This is a genomic window from Enterococcus sp. AZ048 (assembly GCF_051715125.1).
Taxonomy (GTDB): domain Bacteria; phylum Bacillota; class Bacilli; order Lactobacillales; family Enterococcaceae; genus Enterococcus_A; species Enterococcus_A gilvus.
Genome location: NZ_JBIOTD010000002.1, coordinates 407298 through 422881, shown reverse-complemented (window position 1 = coordinate 422881; position 15584 = coordinate 407298). Strand labels below are relative to the sequence as shown.

Below are 15584 nucleotides of genomic sequence, written 5' to 3'. Positions count from 1 at the left end.
AAAAATAAAAACAGGAGTGATTAGATGTATCAAGAACCCAATGAAGCAGGTTTTTACGGAGAATATGGCGGGAAGTTTGTTCCAGAAACTTTGATGTACGCGGTGAAGGAATTAGAGGAAACCTACGAGTCTTCAAAAAAAGATCCCGCTTTTCAAGAAGAACTGGATTATTATTTGAAGCAATACGTAGGCCGTGAGAATCCTCTTTACTTTGCGGAGCGCTTGACTCGTGAGCTGGGGGGCGCAAAGATTTATTTAAAACGGGAAGACTTGAATCATACAGGAGCCCACAAAATCAATAACGCCCTTGGACAGGTGCTGCTGGCAAAACGAATGGGTAAACGCAAAGTCGTAGCTGAAACAGGTGCGGGCCAACATGGCGTGGCAACAGCAACCGCAGCGGCACTTTTCGGTATGGAGTGCACGATCTTCATGGGGGAAGTCGATGTGAAGCGTCAAGCATTGAATGTTTTTCGGATGGAGCTGTTAGGTGCCAAGGTGGAAAGCGTCACTTCTGGCAGTAAGACCTTGAAGGATGCGGTGAATGAGGCGCTGCGTTATTGGGTGGCGACGGTAGAGGACACGCATTATGTGATGGGCTCTGTTTTAGGCCCGCATCCGTTTCCCGAAATCGTACGTGACTATCAAAGTGTGATCGGAATCGAGACTCGCAGACAAATCCTGGAGGCAGAGGACCGCTTGCCCGATTTAGTGATCGCCTGTGTCGGCGGCGGCAGCAATGCGATGGGGATGTTTTATCCATTTATTGAAGACGAAGATGTTCGTTTGATGGGGGTGGAGGCTTCAGGGCACGGCTTGGACACGGAAGAGCATGCGGCTTCCATCAATAAAGGCAGTGTCGGCATTTTACATGGGGCTAAGATGCATCTACTGCAAGACGACGACGGACAAGTGCTGGAGGCTTTCTCGATTTCGGCTGGGTTGGATTATCCCGGTATTGGGCCAGAGCATTCTTACTTGCATACTATCGGTCGAGCGGAATATGCGGCGATCGACGATGAGGAAGCGGTGGAAGCCTTCCATTATTTGTCCCGTCTAGAGGGCATCATTCCGGCGTTGGAAAGTTCCCATGCGTTGGCTCAAGTTATGAAGGTCGCACCAACGATGAGTAAGGAACAGATTCTTGTGATGAATCTTTCTGGTCGTGGAGACAAAGACGTCCAGCAAATCAAAGAACGAATGGAGGAAGCAGAATGAAACCTTTAACAAAGACGTTAAAAAGCCGAGGAGAAACGGAAAAACTATTTGTGCCCTACATCATGGCCGGCGCACAGGGATTGGATAAATTGGAAGAAGAAATCGAGATGCTAGCGGAACAAGGCGCAGCGGCAATCGAATTGGGCGTGCCCTTTTCCGATCCAGTTGCGGATGGACCGACGATTCAAGCTGCTGGCCTACGAGCTTTTGCTCAGCAAGTAACCTTAAAGAAGCTGATCGCGAAGCTGCAAAACATACGTTCAAGTGTCCCGCTGATCTTGATGGGCTACAGCAATTCTTTTTTCCATTATGGTATCAAGGAGCTGGTAGAAGAGTTAAAGGAGACGGATGTCCAAGGCTTTATCATTCCTGATCTGCCTTATGAACACCGGGATCTAGTGGCTCCTGATTTAGGAGATATGGCTCTGCTGACGCTGGTATCCTTGACGAGTCCAAAGGAGCGGATCGAGGAATTGACAAAGGATGCGGAAGGCTTTATCTACGCGGTCACAGTCAACGGCATCACCGGAACGGATCAACACTTCCGCCAAGATCTGATGGACCATTTGGCTACTGTCAAAGCTGTTAGTACGATTCCTGTGCTGGCGGGCTTCGGGATCTCGACCAAGGAACAGGTACAAAATTTCCAAGAAGTCTGTGATGGGGTGGTGATCGGTTCAAAAATCGTTCGTTCCTTGGAAGAACAGGGAACTGAAAAAACAGGAGAACTGGTGGCGAAAATCTTTGAATAGGGTTTCGTTTGGTGTTTATTTTTATTAGCGTTATACTTGAGATACCATGAAAAGGGAGAGTGTTTCAAGTATGACAAAGAGAGTAAAAGGTTCATGTACCAGTATTTTAGTCGGAAAGAAAGCATCGATCGATGGCTCAACTATGATTTCAAGGAACGATGATGGGCATGAAGCATTAGACCCACAACGTTTTGTGGTCGTTCAACCAGAAGACCAACCAAGATCTTATCAATCTGTGATCAGCGGAGTAACGATTGAATTGCCTGACAATCCAATGCGTTACACATCTATGCCAAACTCGATCTTAACGAACGGCATTTGGCCCGCAGCAGGGATCAACAGCGAGAATATCGCCATGTCTGCGACAGAAACAATCACGACAAATCCACGAATCCAAGGACTTGATCCTTATGTTGAAGGCGGCATCGGTGAAGAAGATATCGTGACATTGGTCTTGCCATACATCCACAGCGCCAAAGAAGGCGTGGAACGGATGGGCTCTTTATTAGAGGAATACGGCACTTATGAACCAAACGGTATCGCTTTTTCTGATAAAGAAGAAGTATGGTGGTTGGAAACAATCGGTGGTCATCATTGGGCAGCCGTACGTATCCCAGATGATGCTTACGTCGTTGCACCAAACAGAATGAACATTGATCACTTTGATTTTGATTCCACAGATACTTTGTGTTCAAAAGATTTAAAGGCATTGATCGATGACAATCAGTTGAATCCAGATTTTGAAGGCTACAACTTGCGTCATATTTTCGGCAGCTCTTCTATTAAAGATACGGTTTACAACAATCCTCGGGCATGGTATGGCCAAAAATATTTCACACCAGACGTAGAACAAGAAGTTATGGATCAAGATTTACCCTTCATCTGTCGGGCAAACCGTAAGATTTCGATCGAAGACGTAAAATTTGTCTTGAGTTCTCACTTCGAAAACACGGAATTTGACCCTTACGGTGATGGTACAGAAGTTGAAAAAACGAAATTACGTCCAATCGGGATCAACCGTAACCACAACGTCCACATTTTGCAAATTCGCAACAATGTACCAGCTGAAATCGCTGGGGTTCATTGGTTGGCTTATGGGGCAAATACCTTCAATACAGTGGTGCCTTTCTACTCCAATGTCAACGACACACCGTCATGCTACAAAGATGCGACGGGAACTTTTGATATGAACAATATGTATTGGTTGAGCTGTGCGACTGCGTTGCTTGGGGATACAGATTATGACTTTTATGTAGATTTCCGCAACACCTTTGAATTAGAAGCAATGTCCGCTTACCACGTGATCCAAAACGAAACGGATAAAGCAGCAGCAGGTGAAAAAGACGTTCAAGGCTTCCTAGCAGCAGCCAACGAAAAATTGGCGGATGAATCCTTCAAGCGTCAAACAAAATTATTTGGCGATATGGTCATCTCAGGCTCAGAGCATATGAAATTACGGTACAACTTGAATGACTAATTGACTGAATCAAAACAAGGGACTTTCACAAATCTGAAAGTCCCTTTTTTTTGTGTGAAAAATCGTTGATGATCAACTTCACCTAACTGTTTTTTCATCGTTAATACGTTCGTACTTCAGGCGGAGTGTACTCTCGGATAAATTCACTGATTTCATTGAGTGAATTGGAAAAAAGTGTTTTTTCTCTGTCTTGAGTTGAAAGAAAGCCACTTTTGACCATATGATCGTACAGATCTTTTAATGGGTCATAGAAGCCATTTTCGTTAAATAGCACACAGGGGTTGGGATTTTGACCGACTCTTGACCAAGAGATCATCTCAGTTATTTCTTCTAAAGTACCAGGTCCGCCAGGAAGGGCAATACAGGCATCGCCTAAATCCAACATCTTTTGCTTTCTTTCAGACATAGTATCGACCGTGTACATTTTTGTCAGATTGGGGTGTGCCAATTCTCTATTCCTTAAAAAAGTTGGAATGACACCGATCACTTCACCATTTTTTGCAATCACTGAATCAGCGATGATCCCCATCAATCCAGCCTTTCCGCCTCCATATATTAATGTATGTTTTTGTTCAGCGATCCATCCGCCAAGTTTTTCGGCAGCCTGCTGATAGATAGGATCATTCCCGCTGCTGGCGCCACAATAAACAACAATATTCAATTTCTTTCAACCCTTCCTTTTGCATTTAAATTAGTATACCATAGAGTCAGAACTTACGTTCGTAAAAGGGGGAGCATGATGGAATTGAATGAGTATCAAGCATGGATCAGTGAATTTTATAAAAAACGAAATTGGTACCAGTATGATCCGTTTATTCGAGCAAATTTTTTAGCAGAAGAAGTGGGTGAGGTAAGTCGCGCAATTCGAACGATTGAAATTGGCAGAGACCGTCCAGATGAGGAATCCTCAGATTTTCCAACACAATTAGAGAATTTGACAGAAGAATTAGGGGATGTGCTGGACAACATAGTTATTCTCGCAGACAAATATGGAATTTCATTTCAAGAGATCATGTCTGCCCACAAACAAAAATTGTCACAGCGCTATGATGTTTAAAGGAGGCTTTAGGTTCTTTTAACGATGCGCTTATAGCGAATAAAAGGTTCCGATAGCCAATGTCAAAGATTCTGGCATCTGATTTTGACCCGGTTGTCACAAAAATAAGCTTTCATTATCTGACGATTTCTTTATTCTGTCAGAAAAAAGCTATACCTATCAAAAATACCCGATATAAAAAAGCGCGAATTGTCCTTAAACCCACAATGACTATAGAAGTTCTTTGATTACTATGCAGGGACTCTATGGATAAGTCGTCTCCCGCTGGAAATCAACCTGTACCTGTTATACTGAAAAAATAGAAAACGGATACGCAGTATTTTCCAGATAGATGGAAGGGGAGAAACGAACAATGAAAAAAGCAGTCTTGATTGTCAATCCTAGTTCTGGGAATGAAGAAGCTAAGAAATATAAAGACCGTGCCCAACAGAAATTGCAGCAATTTTATGAGGAAGTCGAAGTTCTTGAAACGGAGCAGGAGGGAGACGCGACGGCGTTCTCCAGAAAAGCCGCAGAAGAAGAGGTCGATAGTGTTTTTGCGATGGGCGGGGATGGCACGGTCAATGAAGCGATCAGCGGATTGGCGGAACAGCCGTATCGTCCAACATTCGGCTTTTTCCCGTTAGGAACGGTGAATGATTTAGGTCGTTCGCTGAATATTCCGATGGACCCTGAAGAGGCGATCGATTCTTTTGACCCTAAGCGAAAAACAGCGCTAGACATTGGAAAGCTCAATGACGACTATTTTATGAATATCGTTTCGGTTGGAAGTATTCCTGAAGCCATTAGTGACGTAGACGTGGAAGAAAAGACAAAATTTGGGAAATTGGCTTACTTTGTGAATGGTGTCAAAGAAGTTTTTAACGATGAAAACTATCATTTCGTATTGGAAATTGATGGCGAGAGCACCGAGATCGACAGCAGCGCGGTGGTGATCGTTTTGACACGGACCATTGGCGGCTTTACCCACATCGTTCCTGAAGCAAAAAACAACGACGGAAAATTATACCTGCTGTATTTGAAGGATCAGAGCATTGCCGATCGACTGAAAAGTGTACCGGACATTATCAGAGGTATCGATGAATCGACAGAAAATATCGGGTACACTCCCTTTACTGAAGGCCGTCTGGAAGTAAAAGAATCCGCGGACCTGCATCCAAGTGTGGATGGCGACGAAGGGCCTGAACTGCCCTTGTCATTCAAAGTATTGCCGCAGCATCTAGAAGTCTATTGCGGTACGGAGTAAGTAACCAATCAACGTGCACCAACACCCGGCAATCAATTGCCGGGTGTTTTTTGCGTTCATAGAATTTTAGGCGGAAGTTTGGTTCTTTCTATCCATTGTAAAGTATAACGAACTAAATGCAATATATAGTTTACAAAATGTTTGCTATAAGCTACAATGAAATCGTAGAAATGAAAAGGGAGGATTGTGTTGAAAAGTGAAAAATAAGCGAATAAAGATCGCAAGATTGGAAAATGATATGAGCCAAGAGGATTTGGCGAATGCCATTGGTGTGACCAGACAGACCATCGGATTGATCGAAGCGGGAAAATACAATCCGACATTAAAGCTGTGTATCGCCATTTGTAAAACACTCAACAAAACATTAAACGATTTATTTTGGGAGGAAACATATGATGAGAATGCATAAAAAAGTCCGGGATGAACGGATCACGCAGTTAAATAATCAGCTTCAAAGCGAGGCGTTCATTTTAGTGAGTACGTTGGTAATGCTGTCAATTTTTATTAAGGCATACCTCATGAATCAGCCGGTCTCCGAGTACATGACAGAATTGATCGTCTTAATCGTGTCGGCGTTTTATCTGGCGATCAGAGGTTCTTTTGCAGGTTATAGCACGACAAGTAATCCGAAAACGAGAAAAAAAGTATGGTCAACAGTGATTATCGGCATAAGTATCGTAATTTCAATGATCAATGGAGTAAAAAATTATTCCATGTACGGCGAAAAGTATACTGGGATTTTTGATGGTCATTTCTTAGCAGTGTTGGGGATTACATTTCTTTCATCTTTGGTATTTACTTCTGTCATGATTGGGGCCATATTCTTCATTGAGGAATACGGGCAAAAGCGCTTAGAAAAGAAATTGGACGACGACGAAGACTAGTTTAACAAAATCGATCCTTGAAACGGGGATCGTTTTTTATTTTTTTCTTTTAATAAGAATTATTCCTGTCCCTCAAATTTCTCATCTGAAATTGGCTATAAAAATAGCTTTTTAGTGAGATTCTTAAAAAGGAAAACGAATACATAGCCTTATTATGACCAAAAGTCTGTGTAAATTTTCTTTGAAATAGTTATTTTCCTCTTTTCTCAAATTTCATCAATAAAAAGCGCTTAAGCTGAACATTTGGCAATTTATTCCTTAAGGACTATAGTTATTCCAGAGGGTATTTTATTTTTAGTTTTGTTATTCACAACAGTAGGGGAGGAATTAAAATGGATATAGTGACGTTGGCCCGTTTTCAGTTCGCCATGACAACGGTTTTTCACTTTTTTTTTCGTGCCGTTCTCAATTGGGATGGTATTAGTTGTTGCCATTATGGAAACATTATTTGTTAAAACGAAAAATGAAAAATACCGTGAATTGGCGAAATTTTGGGGAAACATTTTCCTATTAAGTTTTGCGGTAGGCGTCGTGACCGGGATCATCCAAGAGTTTCAATTTGGGATGAACTGGTCAGATTATTCACGGTTCGTCGGAGATATTTTTGGCGCGCCATTAGCAGTAGAGGCATTATTGGCCTTCTTTTTGGAGTCCACATTCTTGGGACTCTGGATTTTCACGTGGGATCGGGTAAAACCGCTCATGCATGTCACCTTTATTTGGTTAGTTACTCTAGCTTCGATGTTATCCGCTTTCTGGATTTTAGCGGCAAATAGTTTTATGCAGCATCCAGTTGGCTATGCCCTTCGTAACGGTCGAGCAGAGATGATTGATTTTGGTGCTGTAATTGGAAATCCTAAAGTGTGGTATGAATTTGGTCACGTCATCGCGGCTGCGATCACGATGGGCGGAATGATTGCTGCGGGACTTGCGGCTTTCCAATTATTGAAGCGCAAAGACCAAAAAATACGGGAGTTTTTCATGAAATCGATGCGTATTGGTTTAGTGATCACATTGTTTGGCTCGGTCTTAGTTTTAGGCGCGGGCGATGCGCAAATGAAGGCCTTGATCGAAGGTCAGCCAATGAAGTTTGCGGCGATGGAAGGTACCTATGAGGATACTGGAGATCCGGCCGCATGGACGTTGATCGCTTGGGACAACGAACGGGAGCACAAGCAGGTGTTCGGTGTGCAGATCCCGTACATGTTAAGTATTCTTTCTTATAATAAACCTTCTGGTTCGATTAAAGGGATGGATACCATCAATAAAGAATTGGTCAAAAAATACGGGGATCGGAATTATTACCCACCAGTCAATGTCTTGTTCTGGAATTTCCGGATCATGGCAGGCTTTGGAATGCTGATGTTGTTAGTATCCATCATGGGCTTGTTCTTTACCCGCAAGAAAAATCCTATTTTATATGAGAAGCGCTGGATGCTTTGGGTGATGGGGCTTTGTACCTTCGCGCCTTTCCTAGCAAATACAGCGGGTTGGCTAGTGACGGAATTGGGTCGTTATCCTTGGACTGTCTATGGCTTGTTTACGATCGAAGACAGTGTGTCGCCTAATGTGTCGGTCACCTCGCTATTGATCTCAAACATCATTTACTTCTTATTATTCTCAGGATTAGCGGTTACGATGATCTATTTGGTGAGACGCGAATTGAATAAAGGACCTGGTCTTGATCAAATGAATGAAGATACTGGCTCTGTTGATCCTTTTGATAAGGGGGCGTTCACACATGAGTAGTTTACAATTATTATGGTTCGTGTTAATCGGTATTTTGTTTTCAGGCTTTTTCTTCTTTGAAGGTTTCGACTTTGGTGTCGGGATGTCGGTGCAATCATTGGCACACGACGAAGGAGAAAAGGACCAGATCGTTGAAACGATCGGACCTGTTTGGGACGGCAATGAGGTGTGGCTGTTAACCGCGGGCGGTGCGATGTTCGCTTCTTTCCCTTATTGGTATGCGTCACTCTTCAGCGGCTACTACTTGATTTTGTTTATCATTCTTTTTGGCCTGATCATTCGCGGCGTTTCTTTTGAATTCCGCAGTCATATGCCAAAAGAGCGCAAACAGCTATGGAATTGGACATTGAGTATCGGCAGCTTTATCGTGCCTTTCTTCTTTGGTGTTTTGTTTATCAGCATGATTCAAGGGATGCCGATCGATGCGAATGGTAACATGACCGCGACGTTTACAGACTACATCAATCTTTATTCGATCGTAGGCGGCGTAGCGCTGACACTGTTGTGCTACTTACACGGCTTGAATTACATCGCGTTGCGTACAGAAGGTCCGATTCGTTACCGTGCGAAGAATTATGCGCAAATGCTTTATGGCGTGCTTTATTTTGGATTAGTGGCTTTTGCGGTACTGATGTATATCAAAACCGATTTCTTCCAAAATAATTTTGCCGTGACGCTGGGCTTGCTAGCGTTGATCGTTGTACTTACTGTGATCGCAAATGTTTCTGTCTTTAGAAACAAAGAAATGATCGCCTTTATTACAAGCGGTTTGACATTGATCGTGCTAGTCGCATTGTTGTTCAGCGGATTGTTCCCACGGGTATTGATCAGTTCGATCCCTGGCAATGATCTATTGATCCAAAATGCGTCATCTAGCCCGTATACGTTGAAGATCATGTCCTATATTTCTTTGACGATCTTGCCATTTGTCTTAGCATATACGGCTTGGTCGTACTATATTTTCCGTAAACGGATCAAGAATCCACATGAGATCACCAATACTGCTCTAAGCAGTGGCGAAGGTCGTTCGTATTAATCAAAAGAGTCATTTCAATTTAATCATTTAGGAGTTTACTCATGATAGACAAGAAGTTATTACAACTTCCCGGTATCAAAAAAATTCTGATGTTGCTTGCAGGATCTGCTGTCCTGCAAGCAATCTTTATAATTGGGCAAGCGTATGGTCTATCCATGACGATCACTCATTTATGGAACGGGGAAGGCTTAAACAATCAAATCAATTGGCTGCTGCTGTTCTTTGTTTCTTTCGCATTGCGGCATGTGATGACGTATCTGCGAGAGCACGTTATAGAAGAATACGCGTACCAGCGGGCCAAAGACTTGCGCGGCGAGCTGCTGCAAAAGATTTTCCGCTTAGGTCCGCAGGTGGTGCAAAAACAAGGGACCGGGAGTGTCGTCACAACAGCGTTAGATGGGATCGATCAGGTAGAAGAGTACCTTCATTTGATTCTGCCCAAAATGCTGAATATGATGATTATTCCATGGATCTTATTAGTCGCCATTTTTCTGTTGGATTGGGAATCGGGTGTGGTTCTATTGCTGGTATTTCCTTTGATCATCATTTTTATGATCATTTTAGGTTATGCGGCACAAAGCAAAGCGGACAAGCAATACAAAGTGTTTCAAGTGTTGTCGAATCATTTTATTGATTCTCTGCGAGGGATCGACACGCTGAAATTTTTTGGCATCAGTAAGCAATACAGTAAGAGCATCTACACCACCAGCGAGCGGTTCCGTCAGGCTACGATGAATACCCTGAAGATCGCGATTCTTTCAACTTTTGCGTTGGATTTCTTTACGACGCTTTCGGTAGCGGTAGTCGCCGTTCTTTTAGGGCTGCGTCTAATCAATGAAGTCATTCTTTTATTCCCTGCATTGACGGTGCTGATTTTAGCGCCAGAATATTTCTTGCCGATCCGTGATTTTTCGAGTGATTACCACGCGACCTTGGACGGGAAGAATGCGATGGATGCTGTGAATGCTATTTTGGATCTGCCGGAGAACAAAGGGGTGACGATCGGTCTGCCGACGTGGGCCCAAGAAAGTCAACTGCAGGTAAAGATGCGCTATGACTATGAAGAAAAGCTGGGTGCAGAAGCAGACTTTACGGTAAAGGGGTATCAAAAAATCGGGATCATCGGCATGAGCGGATCAGGAAAATCAACACTGATCAATGTCTTGAGCGGGTTTTTAAATCCCAATGAAAGTCAGATTCGCTTTAACGACCATGAACTGCCTGCGTTTGACCAGCCTCAGTGGCAGGAACAATTGATCTACATTCCGCAAAATCCGTACATTTTCCAACGATCTGTTCGTGAAAATATTGCCTTTTATCATCCAGAAGCAACGGATGACGAGATTTTAAAAGCGGTGGAGGTAACAGGCTTAACGGACTTGGTCAACGAATTGTCGGAGGGATTGGACACGAAATTAGGCGAAGGCGCACGCACGCTTAGCGGCGGACAAGCACAGAGAATTGCCTTGGCACGGGCCTTTTTAGATCAAGAACGAAAAATTCTACTGTTTGATGAGCCAACTGCCCACTTAGACATTGAGACAGAAGTTGAGCTTAAGGAACGGATGCTGCCGTTAATGGACGATCATTTGGTTTTCTTCGCGACACATCGGCTGCATTGGTTAGCAGAGATGGATTATCTCTTGGTAATGGACCACGGTCAATTGGTGGAGCAAGGAACCTTGGAAGAATTAAAACAAAAAAATGGCGCGTTTATGAGGTTGAGTCAGGCATTGCGAGGTGAAAAAGGATGAATCGAATCGGCTTGTTTCAAGTGCTAAAAACAGATGAATGGGTCAAACCCTTTTTCAAGCAGTACAAGAAATCGTTGATACTGGCGCTAACGCTTGGCTTCATCACGTTTTTCTGTGCAGGTGCGTTGATGTTCAACTCAGGCTTCTTGATCAGTCGTGCTGCCTCGCTGCCTGAAAATATTTTGCTGATCTATATCCCCATCGTGCTGACACGGGCATTTGGGATCGGTCGGCCAGTCTTTCGATACGTGGAACGGTTGGTCAGTCATAATTGGGTCTTGAAGATGACGTCGAATTTACGGGTGAAGCTTTACGATTCGTTGGAGCAGGACGCGATTTTCTTTAAACAGAACCATCGCACCGGAGATATTCTGGGGCTTCTTTCAGAGGACATCAACCATATCCAAAATCTGTATCTGCGAACTATTTTTCCAACGATCATCGCCTGGTTGTTGTACGTCTTTATTATCATCGGGATCGTGTATTTTTCGCCCTTTTTCGCATTGGCAATGCTGTTGCTGCTGGGAATCGTCGTATTTTTACTGCCTTTATGGTCGGTGATCATCAACGGTGCGCGGCAAGAGCAGCAAAAGCAAATGAAGAATCAACTGTACAGCGATTTGACCGACAATGTATTAGGTGTGTCGGATTGGATCTTTAGTCAACGGGGGCAGGATTATGTGAACCATCACGAAAAATCCGAAGAAGCACTACGAGAAGTCACGCGCAAGCTTCAAAGCTTTCAACGAAAACGCAATTTTATTTTACAATTGATGTTTGGTGTGATCACCATTGCGTTGCTGCTATGGACAAGTCGGCAATTTCCAGGAAATCACGGGGGAGCCGCGAATTGGATCGCTGCCTTTGTACTCTCGGTCTTTCCATTGATCGATGCGTTTGCACCGTTGCCGGCTGCGGCGCAAGAAACAAATAGTTACCAAGACTCCATTAAAAATCTGAATGAGCTGCCGGAAATCCAAGAACATCTTGAGACGATTCCGACGGTTTCAGGACCGGTGACATTGACCATTGATCAGGTGCATTATCATTATCCAGATAGTCATAAGCAAGTGCTGTCAGGCATTGATCTGACGTTGCAGCCTGGTGAAAAGATCGCGATCCTTGGCCGAAGCGGCTCGGGAAAGAGTACTCTGGCGAATCTGATTCGTGGCGATTTGAAAGCTACCGAAGGAAAGATCACGCTGAATGGAGAGGAGACTTATGCATTTGGTGATGCCATCAGCAACTATCTAGGGGTGATTCATCAGACACCGTATCTATTCCATACAACGATCGCGAATAATTTGCGCATCGGAAATGAAGCGGCGACAGAGGAAGCACTCTGGCAAGTTCTAGCGCGTGTAGGATTGAAGGAATTGGTCGAGAGTTTACCGGAAGGACTAGAAACAATGGTGGACGAAGCCGGCTTACGCTTTTCTGGCGGGGAACGCCAACGCTTGGCGCTTGGACGAATCTTACTTCAGGAAGCACCAATCATTTTGTTGGATGAGCCTACAGTGGGACTTGATCCAGTGACGGAGCAAGCCCTGATCGATACCTTTTTCCATGAATTGCAAGAGAAAACGGTGATTTGGATCACGCACCATTTGCAGGGGATCGACGCAATGGACCAAGTCATTTTCATTGAAGATGGACGCTTGACGATGAAAGGCAGTCCAGAAGAATTGCAACGAACCAATGCCCATTATCAAAAGCTAAAACAGATCGATAAAGGCATCATTTAATAAGAACGGCTTCTCTGGTTTACACTGGAGAAGCTTTTTTTGTTTCAGTGGTACTAAGAAAAAGTATTGACTCCTACGTTACGTGTTGGTCTACAATAAGTGTATCAAAGAGATTCGAGGAGGAGTTTATTATGGGAAGACCGACAATAAAAAAAGAGTTGATTCAAGCAGGGACTGACACGTATGAAAAAATGAACGCGCTGCTTGAAACGATTCCAGAGGAAAAATTAATGAGTACGTTTCAGTTTGATGTTGAAAATGAGAAGCAAGCTCATTGGACGCGGGATAAAAATCTTCGCGACGTGCTGATCCATTTATACGAATGGCAGCAATTGCTGTTGAACTGGGTGACGGCGAATCAAGCAGGGGAGGCGAAGCAGTTCTTGAAGGAGGGCTATAACTGGAAGAACTACGGAGCAATGAACGTGGAATTTTGGGAGAAGCACCAAACCACCAGTTATGAGACCGCACGCCAGCTATTAACGGAAAGTCATAAGCAAGTGATGGCATTAGCAGATACTTTCTCAAACGACGAATTGTTTTCGAAAGGCAGCTTTTCGTGGGTGGGAGGCAGTACGTTGGGGAGTTACTTTGTGTCCGCCACTGCGAGTCATTATGAGTGGGCAATGAAGAAAATTCGCAAATTCAAGAAATCGCTGTAGCAGAGCAAAGGTCGTTCGATATTAACCGCTAAAAATATCGCATTAGAAATAAATGCATTATAATGACCCTGTCACTAGCGGAATGACTACTTCATGTTTTTTCTGTTACAATAAGAAAAAAGCGTGTTAGGAGGCAGGGTATGAAGAAAGCCAAGTTTATTTTGACAGCGGGAGCGTTAGGAGCTCTTTCTGTTTTTGTGAAACGAAAAATCGAAACAGAGACCGTGACCAATCAATTAATTCCTCGTCACTGGGATGAAGCAGAGATCACTGAACGGCTGCAAGCATTTACGCAGGCATTGGCAGAGGGGGATACAGAAAAAATCGAACGTTTTGTTTTAGGCAAGGAAGCTAAACACTTTCGCACCTTAAAACGACAAGAACTGATTTTTTTAGAGGCGCATTTTACGAGTCTATTCAAAGTCAAAGGAGATTCCCACAACAATTTGCGGGGCATCGTGTCTTATCGCGTGGCGACCGCAAAAAGAGAGTATACGTATTCCCTCAAGGTTGCTCGCTTAGGCGTGAGGGAGCTGAACTGGTATATCCAAGAGGTGATTGCTGCCGATCAAGGAATCAAGTACCCCAATGATCGCCTAATGCAGTTATCGGCTGTCGGACCAAACGAAGAGCTTTGCCAAATAGCAACGGATGCGGGGACAATTACATTCCGAATGTTTCGGCAGGATGCACCAAAAGCCGTCAAAAATTGGCGTGGACTAGCTAAGCAAGGGTTTTATGACAATACCCCCTTTGCTCGAGTGATCAAGAACTTTGTCATTCAAGGTGGTGCCCTGGACGGTTCAGGGAAAGAGAAGAACTCTATTTACGGCGGGTATTTTGAGGATGAAGTCGATGAGGGTCTCTATCACTTTGATGGCGCGGTTTGTTTAGGCAATCATGGTCCGAACACCAACGGCAATCAATTTTTCATCGTCGAACGAAATCAGGCAGACAAGGAACAACTGTATCGCATGACTCTGCCAGAGAAAGTTCGTTCCCACTATGAAGCGGTCGGTGGTCTCCCAGAACTGGACGGGCGCTATACTGTTTTTGGACAAGTCATCGATGGCCTATCGGTTGTCCGAAAGATTGCCAACCAAGAAACAGACGATCAAGATGCGCCGTTTGAGCCCATTAGGATAAAAAGCATCACGTTTAAAAAAGCAAGTCAGATTTAATCTGGCTTGCTTTTTTTGTAGACGTAGACTAACGAATGATTGATGAACGCCGTCTTATTTTCGCCGTTTTGATTGGAGTCGTTTTGAAGTGACCGAATAGAGAAAGATCAATAGTACAAGTAGAAAGAAGCGTAACGGCGCGGCGGGACTCCAAACCCATATCAGGAATACAGCGGCGAGAAGATAGAGCAAGGTTGCTTGAATCATAATATGCTCCTTTTGTTATTTTTATTTTTCTAAAATTTTTAGTATCTAAAAATGAGCAATAAAAAAGGTTAAGAAAGGCTTAAACAGACTGTCTCAACTTTCTCTATGATAACACATTTTTGACTAAATTTCAAGATTGCCTTTTCGATTGACCTGTGCTATTACGTCTATGAAAGGGGAGAATGAAGGGATGAAGAGATTTGATAGTACGTTATTTAACCAGTCACTATTTGAACAAGCACCCGACGTAAATTTACAGATCAATCAATGGCTTAAAAGGGGAAATAAAAAGTATCAGTTGTCGCTAGCAGATTTTACAGCGATCTCCGATGAACGCAAGGCGCTCTTTGAAGAACATCATTTAGTCGATTTTAGCTGGGGGAACACCAACTACTTCGCTTCTTTTTTGGCTTTAGAGCCGCTTTTTTATAAACGTGAGTACGTGACCCATTTATCCGCCTGTCAATCGATTTTTTATTATTTGCGCGCTTATCATTCTGGCTCTGTCACTGACGAGGAAATTCGTGAAGCGATCGAAGTCCGTTACCAAGAATATCAAGGAGATTTAGACAGGTTGATTGGCTCCTTTGAAGATTTCCCAGCATTGGAGGAATAA

14 protein-coding genes and 1 pseudogene are annotated in these 15584 nt (G+C 43.6%); 14 read left to right on the top strand and 1 reads right to left on the bottom strand.

Annotation, left to right across the window (positions count from 1 at the left end):
- The first annotated feature begins 24 nt into the window (after positions 1-24).
- The 3 genes from trpB to IGI66_RS15875 all read left to right on the top strand — a co-directional run bounded on the left by trpB (position 25) and on the right by IGI66_RS15875 (position 3447).
- Positions 25-1218 (top strand): tryptophan synthase subunit beta, encoded by a 1194-nt coding sequence (trpB, locus tag IGI66_RS15885; RefSeq protein WP_431378564.1) that lies wholly within the window; start codon positions 25-27, stop codon positions 1216-1218.
- Entirely contained in the window at positions 1215-1970 is a 756-nt protein-coding gene (gene trpA / locus IGI66_RS15880) for a tryptophan synthase subunit alpha (RefSeq protein WP_438849549.1), read from the top strand. The genes trpB and trpA overlap by 4 nt, the downstream gene beginning before the upstream one ends.
- 70 nt (positions 1971-2040) lie before the next feature.
- Positions 2041-3447, top strand: a complete 1407-nt coding sequence (locus IGI66_RS15875) for a C69 family dipeptidase (RefSeq protein WP_438849548.1) — start codon at positions 2041-2043, stop codon at positions 3445-3447.
- Positions 3448-3547: 100 nt separating this feature from the next.
- Here the strand turns inward: IGI66_RS15875 and IGI66_RS15870 are convergent, their stop codons facing one another.
- Positions 3548-4108: a TIGR00730 family Rossman fold protein gene (locus IGI66_RS15870; RefSeq protein ID WP_438849547.1), complete on the bottom strand. Its 561-nt coding sequence runs from the start codon at positions 4106-4108 to the stop codon at positions 3548-3550.
- A gap of 78 nt (positions 4109-4186) precedes the next feature.
- Between IGI66_RS15870 and IGI66_RS15865 the strand changes: the two genes are divergently transcribed.
- The 11 genes and pseudogenes from IGI66_RS15865 to IGI66_RS15815 all read left to right on the top strand — a co-directional run bounded on the left by IGI66_RS15865 (position 4187) and on the right by IGI66_RS15815 (position 15584).
- The gene (locus IGI66_RS15865) at positions 4187-4504 is read left to right on the top strand and encodes a MazG nucleotide pyrophosphohydrolase domain-containing protein (RefSeq protein ID WP_086304785.1); all 318 of its coding nucleotides are present in this window, start codon (positions 4187-4189) and stop codon (positions 4502-4504) included.
- Between the two features lie 352 nt (positions 4505-4856).
- Positions 4857-5750, top strand: coding sequence for a diacylglycerol/lipid kinase family protein (locus tag IGI66_RS15860; RefSeq protein ID WP_114525488.1), 894 nt, complete (start codon positions 4857-4859; stop codon positions 5748-5750).
- Positions 5751-5946: 196 nt separating this feature from the next.
- Complete coding sequence (locus IGI66_RS15855) at positions 5947-6159, top strand: helix-turn-helix transcriptional regulator (protein WP_114525489.1); 213 nt, start codon at positions 5947-5949, stop codon at positions 6157-6159.
- Positions 6143-6634 (top strand): DUF6773 family protein, encoded by a 492-nt coding sequence (locus IGI66_RS15850; protein ID WP_438849546.1) that lies wholly within the window; start codon positions 6143-6145, stop codon positions 6632-6634. The genes IGI66_RS15855 and IGI66_RS15850 overlap by 17 nt, the downstream gene beginning before the upstream one ends.
- 332 nt (positions 6635-6966) lie before the next feature.
- Positions 6967-8383: pseudogene (locus tag IGI66_RS15845) on the top strand (cytochrome ubiquinol oxidase subunit I).
- Positions 8376-9419 carry a cytochrome d ubiquinol oxidase subunit II gene (gene cydB / locus IGI66_RS15840; protein WP_438849545.1) on the top strand — a complete coding sequence of 348 codons (1044 nt, stop codon included), beginning with the start codon at positions 8376-8378 and terminating at the stop codon, positions 9417-9419. The pseudogene IGI66_RS15845 and the gene cydB overlap by 8 nt, the downstream one beginning before the upstream one ends.
- 41 nt (positions 9420-9460) lie before the next feature.
- On the top strand, positions 9461-11173 hold the full coding sequence (cydD, locus tag IGI66_RS15835; protein ID WP_438849544.1) for a thiol reductant ABC exporter subunit CydD: 1713 nt from the start codon (positions 9461-9463) through the stop codon (positions 11171-11173).
- Positions 11170-12918: a thiol reductant ABC exporter subunit CydC gene (gene cydC, locus IGI66_RS15830; protein ID WP_438849543.1), complete on the top strand. Its 1749-nt coding sequence runs from the start codon at positions 11170-11172 to the stop codon at positions 12916-12918. The genes cydD and cydC overlap by 4 nt, the downstream gene beginning before the upstream one ends.
- Positions 12919-13049: 131 nt before the next feature.
- Positions 13050-13580: a ClbS/DfsB family four-helix bundle protein gene (locus tag IGI66_RS15825; RefSeq protein WP_431378550.1), complete on the top strand. Its 531-nt coding sequence runs from the start codon at positions 13050-13052 to the stop codon at positions 13578-13580.
- A 140-nt stretch (positions 13581-13720) separates the two neighbouring features.
- Positions 13721-14761 (top strand): peptidylprolyl isomerase, encoded by a 1041-nt coding sequence (locus IGI66_RS15820; protein WP_438849542.1) that lies wholly within the window; start codon positions 13721-13723, stop codon positions 14759-14761.
- 397 nt (positions 14762-15158) lie between these two features.
- A complete protein-coding gene (locus IGI66_RS15815) occupies positions 15159-15584 on the top strand; it encodes a DUF6323 family protein (protein WP_438849541.1) in 426 nt (141 codons plus the stop codon).

What these genes read in the sequence shown, in the direction of transcription:
- IGI66_RS15820 (WP_438849542.1), top strand. Translation starts at nt 13,721, where the DNA reads ATGAAGAAAGCCAAGTTTATTTTGACAGCGGGAGCGTTAGGAGCTCTT.
- trpB (WP_431378564.1), top strand. Translation starts at nt 25, where the DNA reads ATGTATCAAGAACCCAATGAAGCAGGTTTTTACGGAGAATATGGCGGG.
- IGI66_RS15860 (WP_114525488.1), top strand. Translation starts at nt 4,857, where the DNA reads ATGAAAAAAGCAGTCTTGATTGTCAATCCTAGTTCTGGGAATGAAGAA.
- IGI66_RS15875 (WP_438849548.1), top strand. Translation starts at nt 2,041, where the DNA reads ATGACAAAGAGAGTAAAAGGTTCATGTACCAGTATTTTAGTCGGAAAG.
- cydB (WP_438849545.1), top strand. Translation starts at nt 8,376, where the DNA reads ATGAGTAGTTTACAATTATTATGGTTCGTGTTAATCGGTATTTTGTTT.
- IGI66_RS15815 (WP_438849541.1), top strand. Translation starts at nt 15,159, where the DNA reads ATGAAGAGATTTGATAGTACGTTATTTAACCAGTCACTATTTGAACAA.
- IGI66_RS15865 (WP_086304785.1), top strand. Translation starts at nt 4,187, where the DNA reads ATGGAATTGAATGAGTATCAAGCATGGATCAGTGAATTTTATAAAAAA.
- IGI66_RS15850 (WP_438849546.1), top strand. Translation starts at nt 6,143, where the DNA reads ATGATGAGAATGCATAAAAAAGTCCGGGATGAACGGATCACGCAGTTA.
- cydD (WP_438849544.1), top strand. Translation starts at nt 9,461, where the DNA reads ATGATAGACAAGAAGTTATTACAACTTCCCGGTATCAAAAAAATTCTG.
- trpA (WP_438849549.1), top strand. Translation starts at nt 1,215, where the DNA reads ATGAAACCTTTAACAAAGACGTTAAAAAGCCGAGGAGAAACGGAAAAA.
- IGI66_RS15825 (WP_431378550.1), top strand. Translation starts at nt 13,050, where the DNA reads ATGGGAAGACCGACAATAAAAAAAGAGTTGATTCAAGCAGGGACTGAC.
- cydC (WP_438849543.1), top strand. Translation starts at nt 11,170, where the DNA reads ATGAATCGAATCGGCTTGTTTCAAGTGCTAAAAACAGATGAATGGGTC.